Source organism: Streptomyces sp. NBC_01439 (genome assembly GCF_036227605.1).
Taxonomy (GTDB): Bacteria; Actinomycetota; Actinomycetes; order Streptomycetales; family Streptomycetaceae; genus Streptomyces.
The window spans coordinates 1934033-1949592 of record NZ_CP109487.1; the positions used below are offsets into that span (position 1 = coordinate 1934033).

A 15560-nucleotide genomic window follows, 5' to 3' on the forward strand; every position below is an offset into this window, starting at 1 on the left:
GGCCACCGACTCGTCCTGCCGGACGTCCCCGGACAGCCCGGTCTCACCTCCGGGGAGCGCGGGATCCCCGACTCACCGGAACTCGGCCAGCCGGCGCCGCAGCCCCAGCACCGTCAACCCGGCCGTGAGCAGCAGCGACGCGCCGGCCATCGGGCCCTGCGTGGTCAGTGCCCCTCGGCCCTCCCGGACAGCGAGATCGAAGTGCCTCTGGTTGATGGCGGTGACCTGGTCCAGAGCCTTCATCCAATCCCCGAAGTGGGCGTTCGAGGTGTCCGATGCCCAGCCGATGCAGAAGACCGTGGCCTCCTGCTGCTTGCCCTCGGCCACCAGCCGCCGGAAGGTCCGGTCGTCGCGCTGGTAGACGGCGTACGCCTCGACGGTCTTCTCGGCGGCCTCCCGCTCGCCCGCGAAGGTGATGTTGTCCAGTTCGCGCCGGTACTCGCCGGTGAACCGTTTGTCCTCGTGGTTGTTCAGGTACGTGGCCCACGTGTCAGCGAGCTTCCGGTCGTACGTATCGAGTCCGGCGCCCTGAATCCCGTACAGCTGATGCGACTTGTCGAGGAAGGAGAGCTCGTACGCGGGGCGGCGGTCGGGGTCCAGGAGGTAGCGGCTCTCGTCGGCGTTGGCGTCGTAGGCGATCGCTTTGGACCGTGACAGCGCGATGACGGAGTCGAAGGAGTCGCGGCGGGCGACCTTCATCCGGTCGTGGGTGATCGTGAGCAGTTGGGCGCCGCACACGACCGCGACCACGGCGCAGAGGGTGGCGGCGATCAGTCCCGGGTTGAAGACCCGGTGGAACCGGCGCGCGAGGTGGATCTGGAGCAGTACCAGCGCAGCGATCAGCAGCACGCCGAGGACGGCTTCGGCGGTCCGCTGCACGTCGACGTCGCCTCGCGCTGCGACATACTGCCGCTCGTACACCGCATTGTTGGCGTCAACGAGCTTGCGTGCCTCCGGGAGCAGCCGCCCCGTGAGGAGGTCGGTCGCGGTCCGGTAGTCCTCGCGGGCGGCGTCCTTGCCGCCGGGCCGGCTGTCGTTCTCCAGTGCCCGTCCGATCAGCTCCTGGTAGTGCGCGAAGTCATCGGTGAGCCGCACGACGGTCGCCTCGGTGGCCGGGTCGCCTTCCGAGGCGGCGGCGAGCGTGCGCAGGGAGCGGCTGATGGTCTCCTGCGCCTCTCCGTAGAAGCCGCTCGCCTTGGCGTACGACTCTTCCAGGCGCCCCTTGCCGGTACCAGAATCACCGCTGGAGAGCAGGATGTTGGCCGTCTGCGCGTCCATGTCGTTGAGCGCGAGGTTGAGCCGGGTCGCGGAGACGGTACGGGGCGCGTCGTGCTGGGCCGTTTCGTCCCAAGCGGTGGTCGCGCCCGTCGCCGCGACCGCGAGCAGGATCAGCAGCCCGGTGGCGAGCAGCACGCACGCCGCGCGAGCGAGGCGCAGCCGGCCGGGCAGGGTGGCCCAGTAGCGGTCGGCGAGCAGGCGGGCCGCCCGGGCGATCATGGTGGGAGGCCGTGGTCCCGGCGGCCCTCCGCCCAGCTCCCCTCCGGACGGCGAACGTGGGACGCTCACGCGACGGGCGTCCGGTGCGGGGCTCTGCGTGACAGTCTCTGGAGCCCCCGCTCCCTGGGTCTGTTCGGTACCGGCGGTGATCGTCACTCGCGCTCCAGCTCACACCCGGGCCGTTCGTACGGCCCTGCGTGCACGCCAGCATCTGGCTCAACAGTTCGACCCACCAGGCACGTTGATGGTCTCCATACGCGGGGAGACGCAGAATTGACGGGGTCTTGACGGCGCCCCCTGTCCGTCGGCTCCGCCGCACTCATGCCTCGAAGCGGTACCCCATGCCGGGGGCGGTGATCAGATGACGCGGGTGTGACGGGTCCGCTTCCAGCTTCCGCCTGAGGTGAGCCATGTACACCCGCAGGTAGTTGGTCTGCGTTCCGTAGGACGAACCCCACACCTCCTGGAGCAGACGCCGCTGGCTGACGAGCCGGCCCCGGTTGCGGATCAGGACCTCCAGCAGATGCCATTCCGTCGGCGTGAGCCGGATGCTCTTCCCTCTGCGCCTGGCCTTCTTCGCGAGCAGGTCGACGGTGAACTCCTCGGTCTCGACGACCGCTTCGTTCGCGGCGGCCGACTCCTGTGTCGGCGTGCGGCGGATGACGGCTCCCAGCCGGGCCAGCAGTTCGTCCATGCTGAAGGGCTTGGTGATGTAGTCGTCGGCGCCCGCGTCCAGGGCCTGGATCTTCTCCTCGGAGCCGTGGCGGGCGGAGACCACCAGGACGGGCACCTTCGACCATCCGCGCAGTTGCTTGATCACCTCGATCCCGTCCATGTCGGGCAGCCCGAGGTCCAGCAGGACCACGTCCGGGCGGCAGGCCGCCACGGCCGCCAGGGCTGTACCCCCGTCCTGCGCGCAGTCCACGTCGTACTTCCGCGCCTTCAGATTGATCACCAGCAACCGCGCAAGCTGCGGTTCGTCATCCACCACCAGCACCCGGGGCATTGGCGGGCCGCCTTCCTGTTGTACGTCCTGTGAGTACGGATAACCGGAGGGAACATCGGTTTTCGGCCGACTCGGCAGGCGTTGACGACGTCCATACGGCCGTGGGTGCGACTTTGACGGCATCCTTACGGCGAGGCTCGCGGCAGTGCACGGGACGGCCCGTCCGTGATGCGTCCCGGCTCCAGCCCGACCCCCCGCGGTCCGGACTGGGCGTGGCCTCGGCGGTGATCGTCACGCGCCCTCCAACCTCGCATCACGGACGGTCGTCCGCTTCCCCCTGCCACTCAGTCTGCGATCACCACCGCATGCCAACGCACCACGTTGACGCCCTTCTTACGGCAAACCCGTACTTCCTGACGCGCTGCTGATGGCGGGCATCGGGGTGTCGTAAATGAGTCGTAAACACCATCGGCATCGGACGTAGCATCGGTGCGTTTGCTGTGATCTACGTGGTTCACCAGGGGGAACGTCATGGGCATCGGCGGCAGGCAACGGGGAAGGTTCTTCGCCCTTGTTGCAGGTGGGGTGGTTTTTGCCTCGGGTGCGGGGTTGTACGGATTGAGCGCGACGGGCAGCTGGCCGTTCCGCGCGAGCTACTGCTGGGGAGCGTGGCAGGAGGACAGCGGTCCGTCCTTCCTCGGTGAGGAGGCGCTCGGCAAGTCCGGCTCCGCGCGCCGGGCCACCGAGTCGGCGCCGCCCTCGTCCACCAGGCCGACCGCCACGTGCACGGTCACCGTCGCCTCGTCGATGCCCGATGACGACTCCACCGAGCCGCTCACCTTCGATGAGCGCGTCACCCTCGCGTACGGCCCCGTCCCGGCCTCGGCCGAGGAGCGCCGTGCGTGGATAGCCCACTTCTTCGACGGTTCGGCCTCGCCGTTGCCCGACGGACTCAACGGGCTGGTCGGCGGCGATCGGGCCATGCTGGTGCTGCCCGTGGCCTGCGATGTGGACGGCAGACCGTCCGCGGTCACGATCCGGAGCGAGAGCTGGGGCGACGGCCACCTGGGGAAGAAGGCCATGCCTTTCACCATCGGAAACCGGATGGACGTCGCCCGGATGCTGCTGGACGCGGCCGGCACCACTGCCTCGAAGGCGGGCTGCAAGCCCGCAGAGCCGCTGCGCCTGTCCTCGCCGATGGTGGTCACCGCGGAGAAGGACGAGAGGGCCTCCAGTCCCCTGTGCAGGATTCCGGGGGTGACGTTCGAGTTCGGAAAGGACTCCGCCTATCAGCAGCAGGTGGGCGTGGTCGGTGAGCGGCTCCAGACCTGTTCGGTGGTGTGGCGCTCCCGGGGGGTGCCCGATGAGCCGGCGGCGCAGTTCGTGATGGCGTCCGAGCCCCGCATGGTCGCACTGTTCGACGGGCTTCCCGAGGGCAACGGTCAGGGACTGGTGCGGGCCACCTGTGGCGGTCGGCGGACCGTGTTCTACGGGAACGTCGAGCCCGGCCTCAAGGGCCGGAGCCGCCCGGACGACCAGCAGGTCTTCGCGAACTTCACCGCGTCCGTGAGCAAGCGCATCGGGTGCCAGGCCGGGGAGGACCGGTGACCGCAGACAACAACGGCAGCGTGGCGGACAACGGAGAGAGCGTGACACTGGCAGTGGACAGCGAAACGACCCCGGCCCGGCAGCCGGACAAGGAGCAGGACCTGGTTCCCTCGGTTCCCTCTCCCACGCGACCCTCGTTGGTGCGTCGGCTGCTGCGGAACCGCACCGTCCGGGCCACCGCCGCGGGCGTCCTGGTCGGCGGCCTGCTCGGGGCCGGCGCCGTCGCCTGGCGTACGGACACGCTGCCGCTGCTCGGCCCCGCCCCCTGCTGGGATTCCCTCAGCGACTCGACCGTGTCCTCCCTCTTCGGCGACCGCAGGACCGAGGTCGAGGAGCAGGTGCTGCAGACCGACCCCCACGGCCAAGGACTGTCCTACGGCCAGTGCCGCATCACCAGTTACAAGGACGACAGGGCCAGAAGGCAGCTGACCGTACGGGTGCACAAGCTGGACGGTCTCTACGGAAGCGACGGGCGGCAGTGGCCCGAGGAGTTCCTCGCGGCCGGCATGGTGGCCCTCGGGGAAGGCCTGCCGGGCATGGCCTCCTCCTCCCGCGCCTGGCTGGCGCTTCCCCAGTCCTGCACCGGCAGGCCCGACCAGTTCGAGGGCCCGGTGGTGGTCGACGTCGGCATGGGACCTGCGGGCCTTGACGTCTCGTCGGAGTACGAGAGGGAGGACCGCGCCGCTCTGGCCCACGCTGCGGTGGACGCGGCCAACGGCGTCGTACGCGAGCTGGGCTGCTCCGGGGTCTACCGGTCACCGGAACTGCCGAAGGACATCGTCGCGTGGCGGGAGACACAGCCGGACGCCTTCTGCGGGATCAAGGGCCTCGCCCTCCCCGCCGCCTACCGTGAGAGCCTGTCACGTACCCGGGTCAGCGGCGACGGCGGCGCCGCCCGGACCTGCGAGGCCGCCGGGAGCTACCCCAGGGCCGCAGTCCGGATGACGACCGTCGTGGACCCGGCACTGGCCGAGGTCTTCTCCCAGGATCTCCTCAAGGGCGGCTCGTCCTTCAAGGGCACCAACGGGTACGGATCGTTCAACGTGAGCCGGGCCGTTTACCGGGCGCGGTGCCAGACCGGGGACGTGATCTTCATGGTGGAGCAGAAGGACGGGTTCGGGGAGCAGGACTTCACGTTCGTCCGCGACCTGCTGCTTGCCTATGTCGAGGCGGAGTCCAGCCGTATCGGCTGCGGCCAGGAGAAGGTGACACCGCCCCGCGGGTGAGCCGCGGGCGGCGGAGCGGGTTGTGCGACCCGGGATCGGTACCACCCGTCGTGGCCGGGGCCGGTCATGCCGGTATCAGAGCTGTGTCAAGGACTGGGCGACCTCCTTGAACCCTGTCTCACCAAGCAGTTGGATGAATGACGTGAACAGCGGTCTGCTCCATGACGACCGGCCACCGCATACGGTGCGCCCGGCCTCGCGCGCTGCTCACCTGCCGGTGCGCTGACGCACCGATCGCAATCCGCGGCCGCCAACAGTCCCCGTAGGGCGGGCGGCCTCTTCCGCCCCGTGCCTGCCCCCGCCCCGGGCAGGCACGGGGCCTCGCACGCACCTCCTGACCAACCTGCTGGTGCCTGCGCCCGTCGGCCACAACGCCTGAAGGCGAGCCACGGCCCGGAGCTGCGCGGCCTCTTGCCCTGTGCCGCCCGCTCCCCCTGCCCGAGAACCCGTTGCAGCACCACCTGGAGACATTCGTGATCGAGATCTCCCCGCAGCAGCTCCCCGCCCTGAGCCGTTGGTTCCCCACCGGCTCACCCGGTCCCGGGACTCTCGCCGAGCACGTACTGACCACGGGCTCCGGCCGCTGGTGGGCCGACCGCCCCGACCGGCCGCGCGTCCTCGCCGTCAGCTGCGCGGACCACGTGCTGCTGCGCGGCGATCCGAGCGTGCTCACCCAGGACGCCCTGGCCCGGTTCGCCGACCGGTACGTAGAGACGTCCGCCCGGTTCTGGCCGTCGCTCGGCTCGGCATTCGAGCGCGTCGTCCTTTGGGAACGGATGCTGTACGTCCACCAGCCTCAGGCACCGGTGTCCCTCCCCCGCACCCCCCGTGGCGTAACGGTGCGGCGGCTGACTCTCCAAGACGTTCCGGCACTGGCCGCGATGGACTCCGAGAACGCCTGGATTCATGCCAGTTGGGGCGGACCGAGCGGGCTCGCAGCCTCCGGCCACGGCTGGGCCGCGTTCGCCAAAGGTCGGGTCCTCTCCGTCGCCTGCACCTACTTCCTCGGCAGCGCCTACGAGGACATCGCGGTCGTCACCGTGCCCGATCGCCGCCGCGAGCTCCCCCAGCTACCGCTGGGAGGGGCCCCCACCGCACTGGCCTGCGTCGCCGGCCTGACGGCCGACATCCAGGCCCGTGGACACGCCGCGAGCTGGTGCTGCTCACGCGACAACCGGCCCAGCCGACTACTGGCCTGGACGGCCGGCTTCCGGCTGACCCGCGAATACGTCCACCACGTCACCGGTCGCGCCATGGCACGCGAGGTCCGGGCGAACCCGGTTGCCGCTTGAGCCCCACTGGCTCCCCTGATCTGGCAGAGGAGGCAAGGGCCGCCGATCACCCCACCCCGTTGGTGCCGCCTGGATTCAGAGCCAGTCCCGGCGCTTGAAGATCACATAGAGCCCGAGGCACACGGCGGCCATCAGCCCCAGTGCGAAGGGATAGCCGAGGGCCCAGCCGAGCTCGGGCATGGTCTCGAAGTTCATGCCGTAGATCGTGCCCACCAGGGTCGGGGCGAAGAGGATGGCGGCCCAGGCCGAGATCTTCTTGATCTCTTCGTTCTGGGCGTGGCCGGCGTGGGCCAGCTGCCTCATTTCCTCGTTCTGCTGCTGGGTGACCAGGGTGGCGTTGACCGCGAGGATGTCCTGGAGAGCGAGGCGGAAGCTGTCGACGCGTTCGGTGACGTGGGTGGCGTGGTCGGCGACGTCACGCAGGTAGCGTCGCAGTTCCTCGTCGATTCCATATTTCTCGAACCCGGCGGTCAACCCTTCCAGGATCCTGGTCAGGGGTCTGGTTGCGCGCTGGAACTCCACGACTTCCCGGGAGAGCTCGTAGATGCGGCGGGAGACCTTCGGGTCGCCGCTGAAGACCTCGGTTTCGATCTCGTCGACGTCGTTCTCCACGCCGGCCACGACCGGCGCGTAGCCGTCGACGACCGCGTCGAGGATCGCGTACAGGACGGATTCGGGGCCTCGCTTGAGGAGATCCGAGCTGTTCTCCATGCGGCGTCTGACTGCTGCCAGGTCGGGGGCGGCTCCGTGGCGGACGGTGATCACGAAGTCGGGTCCGACGAAGATGTGCAGCTCGCCGAAATCGACCTCCTCCGCGTCATCCAGATAGCGGGCCGCACGCAATACGACGAACAGGGTGTCGCCGTAGCGTTCCAGCTTGGGCCGCTGATGTGCCTCCAGCGCGTCCTCGACCGCGAGCGGATGCAGGTCGAACTCCTCGGCAACGGACAGCAGCTCGGCCTCGGTCGGCCTGTGCAGACCGATCCACGCCATGCCCCCTTCCGCCTCGCGGAGCTTCTGGAAGGTCTCGGCGAGCGAGTCATGCGTGCTGGTGCGCACACCGTCGTGGTACAGAGCGGCAGTGATCACGCTGTTTCCACGGGGCGATTGCCGCTCGGCCGCTACGGCCGTGCCGGACTGTTCGGCAATGGGGCGGGGCTCGGCAGGGCGCTTGGCCGGCTTCTTGAACGCGCGCAGGGCACGCAGGGGACGACGCTCGGACACGACGGAGTCCTTCCGCAGGCAGGAAGTAGAAGGCGTAGGGATGCACGAGGGCACGCCGCAGACGCCGCCTGCGGATCCGGCTAGGGTCCGGCCATGGCAGCGTCCCGCGGCGTTCGACTAGGAGGTTCACCACACATCGTGGATCTCACCTTCCTTTCGTACGCGGCGGGACTGGGCCATCAAGCAGGGTATACCCGCCAGGTGAACGCTTCGGACCGGTGATGGGCCCGGCTCTCGCCGCCCCCACCGGCTGCGGCACACTGGCTGCCGATCCGCCGAAGGAACTCACCGTGTCGTTCATCCGCAGTCTCCGCCGCGTGGTGCGCCGCACCGACCGGCGCACCGTGGACCTCAGCCATCCGGCACGGTCTCCGCTCGGCAGTGCCGTGGTCAACTGCGTGGTCTACCTGGAGGGCGTGCGGCAGACCGGGAACTGCCTGGCCGACGAAGCGATCCGGCGGGTACGCAAAACGGGCGACGGCTTCGTTTGGATCGGGCTCCATGAACCCGGCCCGGAGGAGCTGGTCGGCGTCGCCGAGCTGTTCGGGCTGCATCCGCTGGCGGTCCAGGACGCGACGCACACCCACCATCGGCCGAAGGTGGTGCGGTACGACGACGTGCTGTTCACGGTCCTCAAGACCGTGCGGTACATCGAGCACAAGGAACTCACGGCCACCAGCGAGGTCGTGGACACCGGCGAAATCATGGCGTTCGTCGGACCCGACTTCGTCGTCACGGTCCGGCGCGGCCGACACGGTTCGCTGGGCCCCCTGCGGGAGGCCCTGGAGGCTGCGCCCGAGCAGCTCGCCAAAGGGCCCTCCGCCGTCCTGCACGCCATAGCCGAGCACGTCGTGGACGACTACCTCGCCGTGACCGACGCGATGGAGGTCGATGTCGACGCGGTCGAGTCCGCCGTCTTCACCGAGCACGCCCGCCACGGCGACGCGGGCCGCATCTATCAGCTCAAACGCGAGCTGATGGAGCTCAAGCGGGCCGTGGCACCGCTGGAGCGGCCACTGCAGGCCCTCGCGACCAAGCCGTCACCGTCGATCGCCCCGGACATCCAGCCCTACTTCCGTGACGTCGCCGACCATCTGTCCCGCACCACCGACCAGGTCACGGCCTTCGACGCACTCCTCGACTCGATCCTCCAGGCCCATCTCGCGCAGGTGACCGTCGCGCAGAACGAGGACATGCGCAAGATCACGGCATGGGCAGCGATCATTGCCGTGCCGACGATGGTGTGCGGCGTGTACGGCATGAACTTCGACCACATGCCCGAGCTGAAATGGCGATACGGCTTTCCCCTCGTCCTTGGCCTGATCTCGGCGGCCTGCGTCTTCATCCACCGCGCCTTCCGGCGCAACGGCTGGATCTGATCCATACCTCTGGACGAACGCGAGGATGCGGTGCTTGCCCCACGAGAAGCCCCGGAATCGCAGGATCGCAGCAGCCCACGTGCCTCAGCTCGCCAGATCGAGCCGGGCCTCCTCCAGGTCCAAGGTGCGCTGCAGCCGTCGGCGAGTGGAGTCGCTGATCCGGTGTTCGTCGTAGAGGCGCTGTAGCTCGACGGCCTCCACCCGGATCAGGTCCCGACGCAGCAGGCGATAGACGTGGTCCGCCGATTCGGCCAGGTCTGCTTCCTCCAGGCGATCGTGGGCATGGTCGAGGCGCGCCTGCAGGCTGCGCCGCAGCCGGTCCGCCACGACGTCCGGGACGGCTTCGAGGTCGGACATCTCGTCCAGGCGGCGGATGCCGGCTGCGGCAAGGGCGCACCGGGCGGAGGCCTCTTCGCGTTCGGTGTGATCCGGTTCGAGGGCGATTCCGGAGCGACGGACCACGCCGGCCAGGGTGAAGCCCTGGGCGACGAGGGTGGCCACCACTACCGACGTGGTCAGTACGAGTACGAGCGGGCGCTGGCCGAGCAGGGCGCCGTCGTCCGCCACGACGGGGATGGACAGAGCCGCAGCCAGCGGAACGACACCCCGCGTGCCCGCCCAGGTCAGCACGGCCGGGACGCGCCAGGAGGGGCGTACGCCCGCGTTCCGCTGGACGACGGCCGAGAGGGGCAGGACCCACAGCAGGCGAACGGTGATCAAGGTCGCGGCGACCGCCAGCGCGTACAGCGGCCAGAGCCCGTCGGCGGCGGTCAGCGCGGCGACCTGTCCGGGCAGGGTGAGGCCGATCAGGCTGAAGACGACGCTCTCCAGCAGGAAGACCACGGTGCCGTTGACGGCGTGCAGCTGGATCCGTATGCCGGCATTGGTGAACCGGTCCGCCCGTCCTCCGAGCACGACCCCCGCCACGACGACGGAGGTCACACCCGACGCGTGCACCGCCTCGGCCAGTACATAAGCGGCGTACGGGGTCACCAGGGCAATGACGGTCTCCAGCACCGGGTCCTCGGTCCTGCGGCGGATCAGCGCCACGACCCCGGCGACCGCTCCCCCGACGAGAGTGCCGCCCCCGGCGAGCAGCGCGAACTCCGTTCCGGCCGCCTGCCAGGACACCCCGGCGGAGGCCGCGGCGACGACGACCGCGACCCGGAAGAGCACGAGCGACGTGGCGTCGTTGAAGAGGCTCTCGGCCTGCACGAGGACCTGGACACGGGGAGGCAGGGCAAGGCGCCGACCGAGCGCAGTGACCGCCACCGGGTCCGTACTCGCGAGGACGGCCCCCAGGACCAGCGCCATCTGCCAAGTCAGCGGGGTGAGCAGCGACGCGACCAGACCCACCGCGGCCGCCGAGGCCAGGACCAGACCGACCGCGAGCACGCTGACCGGCTTCCACACCAGGCGCAGTTCACGCCAGGGCAGTTCCTCGGCGCTGGCGTACAGCAAGGGCGGAAGAACGATGAGTCCGATGGCTTCAGGGCTGACCCGGATCTCCGGAGTGCCCGGCATCAGCGCGACGACGAGGCCCGCGACAACGAGCAGTGAGGGAGCCGGAATTCGCCAGCGGCGGGCACCCGTGGCCACGACCGTGGCCAGTACCACTAGGAACAAGACCGTACCGACGCTGCGCATTCCGCCCCCACCCGAGTCGACGCGGACCATGCGGTCACACGACGCCGACCAGGCTTCCCGGCACACCGCCTTCACCCTATCGATGCAACGGCCGTCAATACACCGTCAAAGTCCCAGGCGACTCGCGTCAGGAGTGCGTCAGGGCCGTTTCCTTCGCGTCATCACTGATGTTCGCTGGTGAAGTCGAGGACGCGCGGAGGAGTCGGGTACGGGTGAGTACGGAAACTGTCGTGGGCATCATCGTCGCGGTCAGCCTGGTCGGGTACCTGGTCCTGGCGCTGTTCTTCCCCGAGAAGTTCTGAGCATGACGACCACGCACGAGGCGGGCCCGGTGGCCGACGCGGGACACCCGGCCGTACGGCCGGGGAGGCTCAAGGTCTTTCTGGGCGCGGCACCCGGCGTCGGAAAGACGTACCGGATGCTCGACGAGGCACACCGCCGGACGGCCCGCGGCGCGGATGTGGTGGCCGGGTTCGTGGAGTGCCACCGGCGTCGGCACACCGAATCGAAGCTCGACGGCCTGGAGATCCTCCCGCCGGCCGGACAGGAATACCGTGGCGGCCGGTACACGGAGTTGGACCGTGAAGCGCTGCTGGCGAGGCGGCCGCAGGTGGTGCTGATCGACGAACTCGCCCATACCAATGTCCCTGGGGGCGGCCGGCACCCGAAGCGGTGGCAGGACGTCGAGGACATCCTCGCCGCCGGGATCGATGTCGTCACCACGCTCAACATCCAGCACCTGGAGTCGCTGAGCGACGTCGTCGAGAAGATCACCGGTGTCCCTCAGCGCGAGACTGTGCCCGATGAGTTCGTGCGCCGCGCCCATGAGGTCGAGCTGGTCGACATACCCCCCGAGGCACTTCGGCGCCGGATGGCACACGGCAACATCTATCCCCCGGAGCGGATCGACGCCTCGCTCGCCAACTACTTCCGCCCCGGCAATCTCATCGCGCTGCGGGAGCTGGCCCTGCTGTGGCTGGCCGGGAGGGTGGACGAGGCCCTCCACAAGTACCGTACCGAGCACGGCATCGGAGATGTCTGGGAGACCCGGGAACGCGTCGTGGTCGCCCTCACCGGCGGTCCCGAGGGCGAGACCCTCATCCGTCGCGCGGCACGCATCGCCGACCGGTCCGCCGGCGGTGAACTGCTCGCCGTACACATCGCGCGCAGCGACGGGCTCGCCGCCGGGGTCTCGCACGTGGCTCTGGCCGACCAGCGGGCCCTCGTCGAGCACCTGGGCGGCAGCTACCACTCCGTCGTCGGCGACGAAGTACCCACCGCCCTGGTGGACTTCGCGACGGCGGAGAACGCCACCCAGCTCGTCCTCGGTACGAGCCGCCGCCGTCGGCTGGAACGTTTCCTCACCGGACGCGGGATCGGCGAGACCGTCGTGGCGCTGTCCGAGGACATCGACGTCCACATGGTCACGCACGAGCGGGCGGGCCACGGCCGACTGCTGCCCTCCCGCCGCCGTACGCTCCCCACCTCCCGGCTCATCGCCGGACCCGTGGCCGGTGTGGTGCTCCCGGTGCTGCTCACCCTCGGCCTCGACCGCATGCGCGGCACACTGAACCTCACCAGCGAGGCGCTGCTCTTCCTGGTGGCCGTCGTGGGCGTGGCCTGCATCGGCGGAGTGGCATCCGCCCTGATCGCGGCGCTCACCGCCGCGCTGCTCCTCAACTACTGGTTCATGCCGCCCATAGGCGAGTTCACCATGAGCGACCCGGACAGCGTGCTGGCGCTCGTGGTCTTCGCCGTCGTCGCCGCCACCGTGGCCGCCGCAGCGGACAGGTCCTTGCGGCTCTCCCGCCGTGCGGCTCGTGCCACGGCCGAGGCGGAGACGATGTCGTCCCTCGCCGGCAGCATCGTCCGCGGCGACCAGACGATCCCGGCGCTGCTGGAACGTACGCGTGAAACATTCGGCATGGACACCGTCGAGCTGGCTCCCGAAGCCTGCGACACAGGCGGCGCGACGGACCCCGCCCTCGTGGTGGCGGCGGGCCCCGAGTCCTTCCTCGTCCTGCGCGGCCGTACGCTGCCGTCCTCCGAACGCCGCGTGCTGGCCGCCTTCGCCGCGCACGTCGGCGCGGCCGTCGAGCGGGCCCGGCTGGCCGAGGCCGCCGCCGAGGTCGAACCGATCAAGGCCGCCGACCGCCTGCGCACCGCCCTGCTCCGGGCCGTCAGCCACGACCTGCGGACCCCCTTGGCAGGGGCGCTGGCCGCGGTCAGCTCACTGCGCAACCAGGAGATCGAGTTCTCCGCCGAGGACCGGGCGGAACTGCTGGCCTCCGCCGAGGTGTCCCTGAACCGGCTCAACCGCCTGGTGGAGAACCTGCTCGATCTCAGCCGCCTCCAAGCCGGCGCCCTCACGCTCGACCTGCGGGCCACCACACTGGAGGAAGTCCTGCCGGCCGCGCTGGACTCGTTGGACCTGACGCCCGATGGCGGGCCCGCCGTCGATGTGCAGAGCCTTGAATCGGTACCGGCGCTCCAAGCCGATCCGCCGCTGCTGGAACGGGTGCTGGCCAACCTCGTCGGCAACGCGGTCCGCCACGCACCCGCGGAGCGCCCGGTGCTGGTGACGGCCAGCGCCCTGGCCGGGCGGGTCGACATCAGGATCGCCGACCGGGGCCCCGGGATCGCCGCCGACGACCGCGAGCGTGCCTTCGAACCGTTCCAGCGCCTCGGCGACCGCGACAACACCGCCGGACTCGGCCTCGGCCTCGCCCTGGCCAGGGGACTCACCGAAGCCATGAACGGCACGCTCACACCCGAGGACACCCCCGGCGGAGGACTGACCATGGTCCTGTCCCTGCCGGTCGCCACCGATGAGACAGCAGGGCGGTTCTGACCGCATGTCCGCAACCCTCCAGCTCCGGGCGCGAGTCGGGCAGCGCTCCCAACACATGGTCATTTGTGGTGACGACGCTCTCGCACACCGCCTGGCACAGGAACTCGACGCCGTGTGCGGCGAGGCCGTCACGGTCGTCCTGCCGTCGCGGCGCGAGGGGCACGGCGCCGAGGTCGTCGCCCTGCACCGGGATCCGCACTCCCCCGTGGAGCTGCTCATCTCCGCGCGGCCCGACGAGCAGACCCTCCGGGAGGCCGGCGTCGAGCGTGCCGCGGCGGTTGCCCTCACCTACGGCGACGACCAGATTCAACCGGGACCGCGGTCGCCATCTCGAACTGCTCCTCGACCGGGCAGCAGCCGCGCACGCCGGGCAGGACGACGCGTTCATCGACGCGTCCACGACGGTGCTCTCCGACGCGGACACGGCCGTCCCCGAATTGGTGGCCGCTGCGGCAGTCGGGCACGGGCCCACCCTCCAGGTCGAGGGCAAGGTGTTCCGCGGAGTGGTCCGCCCCGCCGGAACACCACCCCACGCGACGGACCTGGCCACGCTCGCCGTTCTCTCCGGTACGCACATGGACGACCCGATGGGCGAGGACAGCGCGGAAACACCGGGCGCCAACGGCACCCAACTGCTGCCCGACACCGCGACCGCCTACCACCGGCAGTTCACGCACGGCCGGCTCATGCTCGAAGAGGTGACCCACCACCACGCGCCGGCGTCCCCCACCAGGCGGCGGCGGGCCTATCGGGGCTGGCTGAGCGACCGGCTCGGGCACCTGCCCTGGAAGATCTTCGTCTCGCGCGAAGTGACCGCCGTCTTCGGGATCCTCGGCGCGGCCGTGGTGCTGCTGGCCACGGCGACGGCCGTCGTGGAGGACGGACCGCTGTGGAAGTCGGTGTACCTGCCACTGCTGGACATCTTCACCATGGGCGACCCGGCCACCGAGGAGTCCACTGCCCGCCAGGTCCTCCAGCTCATCGCGGGATTCGTCGGCCTGGCCGTGCTCCCTCTCGTCGTGGCCGCCGCGATGAACGCCACGCTGGCCTTCCGCACCGCGTCGGCCAACCACGTACCGGATGCCGGCCTGTACGACCACATCATCCTGGTCGGACTGGGCAAGATCGGCACGCGCGCCCTGGCGCAGCTGTGCACCACCGACCACAAGGTCGTGGTGATCGAGCGGGACCCGCAAGCCCGAGGGGTCGCGCTGGCACGCGAGCTCGGCGTGCACCTGCTGCTCGAGGACGCCGCCGCTCCCGGAGTCCTCGATCTCGCCCGCATCGGCACCAGCAAGTCATTGCTGGTACTCACCCACGATGACGGCGAGAACCTCGACATCGTGATGGCAGCCCGCGAGAGCAACCCCCGCGTGCGCGCCGTGATGCGCCTGTACGGCGACGACTTCGCCGCCACCGTCTCCCGCACCATGCGCGCCGGTTACCCGGACGCGCTCACCCGCAGCCGCAGTGTCTCGGCGCTGGCCGCGCCCTCCTTCGCTGCCGCGATGATGGGCCGCCACGTGCTGGGCGTCATGCCTGTCGAACGCGGATCCCTGCTCTTCACCGTCGTGGACGTCGCCGGCCACCCGGAACTGGAAGGGCACTCCATACACGCGGCTTTCAAGGAGCACGAGTGGCGCGTACTCGCCGTCGGCCCCACGACCAGCAGGCATTCGGCCTCGTCGACCGACACGCTCGGCGGATTCCGCATGGACCGGGCCGCCTTCGACTGGCGCCCACCACACGGTCGGGTCCTACGCCATGACGACCGTGTCGTGCTGGTCACCACACGGCGCGGTCTGGACGTTCTGATGACCGGCGTCCAGCCCCGTCCCGCAGGCCGCCGGCCTCATCCGGCCCAATGATCTCGCTTGGACCGAACTCGCT

At 69.9% G+C, this 15560-nt stretch carries 11 protein-coding genes; 7 read left to right on the forward strand and 4 right to left on the reverse strand.

What is annotated here, in order from left to right; genetic code table 11:
• Positions 1–72 precede the first annotated feature (72 nt).
• Both OG207_RS08445 and OG207_RS08450 read right to left on the reverse strand, forming a co-directional pair.
• A complete protein-coding gene (locus tag OG207_RS08445; RefSeq protein ID WP_329097328.1) occupies positions 73–1497 on the reverse strand; it encodes a hypothetical protein in 1425 nt (474 codons plus the stop codon).
• Positions 1498–1816: 319 nt separating this feature from the next.
• Positions 1817–2503 carry a response regulator transcription factor gene (locus tag OG207_RS08450; protein WP_329097330.1) on the reverse strand — a complete coding sequence of 229 codons (687 nt, stop codon included), beginning with the start codon at positions 2501–2503 and terminating at the stop codon, positions 1817–1819.
• 558 nt (positions 2504–3061) lie between these two features.
• Here OG207_RS08450 and OG207_RS08455 point away from each other — a divergent pair.
• The 3 genes from OG207_RS08455 to OG207_RS08465 all read left to right on the forward strand — a co-directional run bounded on the left by OG207_RS08455 (position 3062) and on the right by OG207_RS08465 (position 6569).
• Positions 3062–4051 (forward strand): hypothetical protein, encoded by a 990-nt coding sequence (locus tag OG207_RS08455; RefSeq protein ID WP_329097331.1) that lies wholly within the window; start codon positions 3062–3064, stop codon positions 4049–4051.
• Entirely contained in the window at positions 4048–5277 is a 1230-nt protein-coding gene (locus OG207_RS08460; RefSeq protein WP_329097333.1) for a hypothetical protein, read from the forward strand. Before OG207_RS08455 ends, OG207_RS08460 begins: the two co-directional genes overlap by 4 nt.
• A gap of 473 nt (positions 5278–5750) precedes the next feature.
• A complete protein-coding gene (locus OG207_RS08465) occupies positions 5751–6569 on the forward strand; it encodes a GNAT family N-acetyltransferase (RefSeq protein ID WP_329097335.1) in 819 nt (272 codons plus the stop codon).
• Positions 6570–6644: 75 nt separating this feature from the next.
• Here the strand turns inward: OG207_RS08465 and OG207_RS08470 are convergent, their stop codons facing one another.
• A complete protein-coding gene (locus tag OG207_RS08470; RefSeq protein ID WP_329097337.1) occupies positions 6645–7793 on the reverse strand; it encodes a magnesium and cobalt transport protein CorA in 1149 nt (382 codons plus the stop codon).
• 290 nt (positions 7794–8083) lie between these two features.
• On the opposite strand from OG207_RS08470, the gene OG207_RS08475 reads away from it, so the two are divergent.
• Positions 8084–9172 (forward strand): magnesium and cobalt transport protein CorA, encoded by a 1089-nt coding sequence (locus OG207_RS08475; protein WP_329097338.1) that lies wholly within the window; start codon positions 8084–8086, stop codon positions 9170–9172.
• Positions 9173–9256: 84 nt separating this feature from the next.
• On the opposite strand, the gene OG207_RS08480 is transcribed toward OG207_RS08475, so the two are convergent.
• Positions 9257–10819 carry a Na+/H+ antiporter gene (locus OG207_RS08480; protein WP_329097339.1) on the reverse strand — a complete coding sequence of 521 codons (1563 nt, stop codon included), beginning with the start codon at positions 10817–10819 and terminating at the stop codon, positions 9257–9259.
• 212 nt (positions 10820–11031) lie between these two features.
• Here OG207_RS08480 and kdpF point away from each other — a divergent pair, with 212 nt between their 5' ends.
• The 3 genes from kdpF (at position 11032) to OG207_RS08495 (ending at position 15538) form a co-directional block, all read left to right on the forward strand.
• Positions 11032–11121 (forward strand): K(+)-transporting ATPase subunit F, encoded by a 90-nt coding sequence (kdpF, locus tag OG207_RS08485; protein WP_107093322.1) that lies wholly within the window; start codon positions 11032–11034, stop codon positions 11119–11121.
• A gap of 2 nt (positions 11122–11123) precedes the next feature.
• Positions 11124–13670 carry a sensor histidine kinase gene (locus OG207_RS08490; RefSeq protein WP_329097341.1) on the forward strand — a complete coding sequence of 849 codons (2547 nt, stop codon included), beginning with the start codon at positions 11124–11126 and terminating at the stop codon, positions 13668–13670.
• 278 nt (positions 13671–13948) lie between these two features.
• Complete coding sequence (locus OG207_RS08495; RefSeq protein WP_329097342.1) at positions 13949–15538, forward strand: NAD(P)-binding protein; 1590 nt, start codon at positions 13949–13951, stop codon at positions 15536–15538.
• Positions 15539–15560 lie beyond the last annotated feature (22 nt).

What these genes read in the sequence shown, in the direction of transcription:
- OG207_RS08445 (WP_329097328.1), bottom strand. Translation starts at nt 1,497, where the DNA reads ATGATCGCCCGGGCGGCCCGCCTGCTCGCCGACCGCTACTGGGCCACC.
- OG207_RS08450 (WP_329097330.1), bottom strand. Translation starts at nt 2,503, where the DNA reads ATGCCCCGGGTGCTGGTGGTGGATGACGAACCGCAGCTTGCGCGGTTG.
- OG207_RS08480 (WP_329097339.1), bottom strand. Translation starts at nt 10,819, where the DNA reads ATGCGCAGCGTCGGTACGGTCTTGTTCCTAGTGGTACTGGCCACGGTC.
- OG207_RS08490 (WP_329097341.1), top strand. Translation starts at nt 11,124, where the DNA reads ATGACGACCACGCACGAGGCGGGCCCGGTGGCCGACGCGGGACACCCG.